This is a genomic window from Pseudomonas sp. R62 (genome assembly GCF_000257605.1).
Lineage (GTDB): Bacteria > Pseudomonadota > Gammaproteobacteria > Pseudomonadales > Pseudomonadaceae > Aquipseudomonas > Aquipseudomonas atacamensis.
In genome coordinates this window covers 1,708,812-1,712,924 of the sequence record NZ_JH635999.1, presented here as the reverse complement: position 1 = coordinate 1,712,924, position 4,113 = coordinate 1,708,812, and the positions used below count along the sequence as shown (strand labels likewise).

At 62.7% G+C, this 4,113-nt stretch carries 1 pseudogene; it reads left to right on the top strand.

The window, feature by feature from the left end:
* A pseudogene (locus OQK_RS25665) lies at positions 1 to 4,113 on the top strand (hemagglutinin); the annotation flags it as partial.

Below are 4,113 nucleotides of genomic sequence, written 5' to 3'. Positions count from 1 at the left end.
ACCATCGATGCGGGAGCGGGCGTCAATACCTTGGGGCGAGGTAACGTTCCGTATGATGCCGCAGCCGGTTTCGTCTACGAACCGGGGCGCTCCAGCCTGCTGGTGGTGTCCAATGGCTGGACGCCGGTGCTTGCGCCCACCGATGGCGGGGGCGGGAGCATTCGTATCGGCAACTGTCCGACGGCCGATTGCACCGCTGCGGCGTTGCTGTACTCCAACGGCAGCATCATCGCCGCCACTGACAAAGACTTCGAGCTGGGCGAAAGCGTGCGCTTTGGCACTCGCCAACTCGGGCTTTCGGTCGGTGTGGTCAATGCCGGCAGTCCGCAAGCACTGGCCGCAGCCAGCGGCCGCACACCCGCGGGCCTGACGCTTAACCAGAACGTGCTGGATCGCCTGTTGCAGGGCGACACGCAATCTGGCGCCCCCGCCCTGGAAACCCTGAGTCTGGTGGCCCGCGATGCGTTCAACTTTTTCGGCAGCGTGACCCTCGACACCATTGATCCGCAGACCGGCCAGAGCCGTTTGCAGAATCTGGTGTTGGGTAGCCCGGCTATCTACGGCTCGGGCGCTGCCACCGATGTCGCGACGATCCGCACCCGCAATCTGATCTGGAACGGGGCGACTCAGGCCCCGGGTACGGTGGTCAACGACGGCGCCGGCAACGGGCACGGCACGCTGGATATTCAGGCGCAGCGGATCGAATTGGGTTATGGCCCGAACCCGCAGCCCAATGGCCTGGATCGCAATAACCGACTGGCCCTGGGGTTTGCCAACGTCAACTTCAACGCCAGCGAGCGCATCACCGCCAACCACAAGGGCAGTCTGGCGGTGTACGAATCCCAAGGAGCTTATGACGCGGTCAAGGGGTTCAGCTACAGCGGCGGCAATCTCAATCTGCGCACGCCATTGCTGACCGGCGAGGCCGCCTCGGTCAGTGAACTCAAGGCGGGCAACAACCTGACTCTGAGTGGTAGCGCCACAACGGCTGCCGCGGATGCCCTCGGTGCGCAACTGAGCCTGACGGCACGCAGTGTTGTGCTCGACAGTCGCATCGTCCTCGCCAGCGGCAAGCTGCTGGTCAATGCCGAGGATGATCTGCTGCTTGGCAGCGGCGCGCAGGTGGACATGGCGGGCCGGGTTCTGCCGTTCAATGATGTGCAGAAATACAGCTGGGGCGGCGACGTGTCGTTGCAGAGCAACAACGGCAATATTCGTCAGTCGGCGGGCTCGCGAATCGATCTGTCCGCCGTCAACAATCAGGCCGGCCAATTGAGCGTTGTGGCCCTGGCCAGTGACGCTGGACAGGTTGATCTGCAAGGGCAGATTGTCGGCAGCAGCAGTGGCTATTACGACGCGGGCGGTACGTGGGTGCCGTACAAGGCCGGTGGCGTGGACATTCGCGCCCAGCGCCTGGCGGGTGATTTGAGCCAGGCCTTTGCCAGCCTTAACCTGCGCTTGAATGCCGGCGGGGTAGTGGGCAGTCGAAGCTTCCAGTTCAAGCAGGGCGATCTGCGTATCGGTAACGAACTCAAAGCGGGCCAAGTCAATGTCTCGGTGGACAACGGCAACCTGACCGTGGACGGGGTGATCGATGCCAGTGGTGAACGGGTCGGCAGCATTCGCCTTGCCGGCAAAAACGGTTTGAACCTGACAGGCAACGCGCTGCTCGATGCCCATGGCCGCGTACTGCGCGTCGACAGTTACGGCAAAATCATCGACGCACCGAACCGCGCCATGGTTGAACTCAATTCAGGTGACGGCGTGCTGACGCTGGCCGCTGGTGCACGGATTGACCTGCGTCACGGCACCGATGCAGTGCCTGGAAACCAGGCGGGACAACGCGATGACGTGTTGCGTGGGACGCTGGAGCTGAATGCACCGCGCCTGGGCGGCGGTGACATTGCGGTGGATGCCAGCGGTACGATGAGTATTCAAGGTGCCCGCTCCATCGGCCTGAATGCCGTGCGAAGTTACAGTGATGCTGCCGATGGCACTGATCCGGCGGCCAGCGGTCGCCCGTATCAAGTGATCGATCAAGCCTACCTGGATCGCATTCACTCAGACAGCAGCGGCTTTATCGATGCGGCGCTGGGTAACAGTGATCTGCTACAACGCAAACTGGCCGGCCTCAACAATGCGACCTATGCCGATGCGTTTCATCTGCGCCCAGGGGTGGAAATCGTCAGCAAAACCGCTGACGGCGATCTGGTGGTGCAGGGCGATCTCGACTTGTCCGGCTACCGTTACGCCAGCCTCAACCCGCACACTCGCCGGACCTCGGTGTATGGCAGCGGGGAAGCGGGCAGCCTGTTGATCCGTGCCGGTGGCAACCTCGATATCTACGGGAGCATCAACGACGGTTTCGCACCGCCGCCGGAAACCGTGGACGACGCTGGCTGGAAACTGTTGCCGGGGATACAGCCTTTCGGCGGTGACCTGATCGTACCGGGCAGTGGTGTCAGCCTTGCCGAAGGGACGCTCTTTCCGGTTGGCGCCACCTTGAATTACGACCTGCCGATTCAAGCCGCCACACTGGCTGCGGGCACGGTGTTGCCGGTTCAGAGCACTTTGGCCGCACCTTACGTGTTACAGGGTGGAACGGTACTTGCCGGCGATGTGCATGACGCGGCGGGTAACCTGATGTATGCCGCCGGTACGTTGCTCGACAACGCTGTGACCCTGCCGACCGGCAGTCGTTTGGGTGCAGGTATCCGCTTGAACAACGCCACCGCACTGCAGGCCCTGCTCTGGCCCAAAGGCGTGCCGCTGCCGGGTGCGGTTGATGCCGACAATAAAACGGTGGGTGTTGTGTTGAACGGAACGTTGGCGCTGTTGCGGGGTTCGCTGATCCCCTCCATGACCAACGTGAAGCTCGCCGATGGCACGGTATTCCTCGACCTGCGTCCTGCCAATGGAAACCAGCAAGGTCGAAACTGGGCGATCGCCAGCATGCTGCCGGCGGGCAGTGCGTCGTGGTCGATGCGCATGGTGGCCGGGGCCGATCTGACCGCGGCCGACAGCCGTAGCGTGAAACCTCAGGCCAGCGTTGGCAACTTGCAGATGGCCGACACTCACTATGGTGTGAGCATGATCGAGGTGGCCGGGAAACTGGTCTGGGCGGTGGATAACGAGTATGGCTTTACACCGTACGAACCGGTTCCCGAGGAATACCTTGTGCTCTGTGATATCGCTCCCGGTTCTTGCGCGCCCATGGCGCGCAGTGTGTGGGCGCCTGGCAACTGGATGGGCATGCCGGATTACACACCGATGAACGATGACGAATTATTCTGGTGCTCCATCGACCCGGCACTGTGCATTGAAAACAATCCGAGCAAGAGCGCCCAGGCCCACACGCAGATGTTCAGCGTTTTGCGTACTGGCACCGGCGACCTGGACTTGATGGCGGCCGGTAACCTCAGCATGGCCTCACCTTTCGGCGTCTACACCGCCGGCACCCAATCGGCAGACGTCGACGCGCGTTATAACCAGCCCCGCGGAAGGCTGTCGGCTGATGGCTCGGTATTGGGCAGCGCTGGCAGCGATTACGAAAAATGGGTCGATGGCGGCAGTGCCAGCCTCTATCAGGCCTGGTATCCGCAGATGGGCGGTAACCTGACGATCAATGCCGGCGGGTCTGTGTCGGGTGACGTGCTTGGCCGTCGCTCGGTCGCTACGGGCGACGGTACGCGGGAGCAGGTGCCGAGTGTGGCGGTGGGCAATTGGCTCTGGCGCCAGGGCACCGGCAACAACGATGTACCGACTGCCTGGTGGATCAATTTCGGCAGCTACGCCGCGCAGCCATTGCCAGCGCTGGGCGAGGAAACCAGACCTTATCTGGTGGGCTTTACCGGGTTCGGTACGCTGGGCGGCGGCAACATCAGTCTGAGCGCCGGCGGGGATGCCGGCATGCTCAAGACCATGGGCGACGACAGGTATGCGTCGTACCCTCGCAGTCAGGGGTTGATCGTGGCTGTCGGCAGTACGGGCCGCGTGGACAGTGACGGGAACTTGCAACTGACCGGTGGCGGAGACCTGGATATTCGTCTGGGCGGTGTCCTTAATCCGTCTCTGCAGGCACGTGCCGGCCTGGCGGGTACCGGCACGCCGACG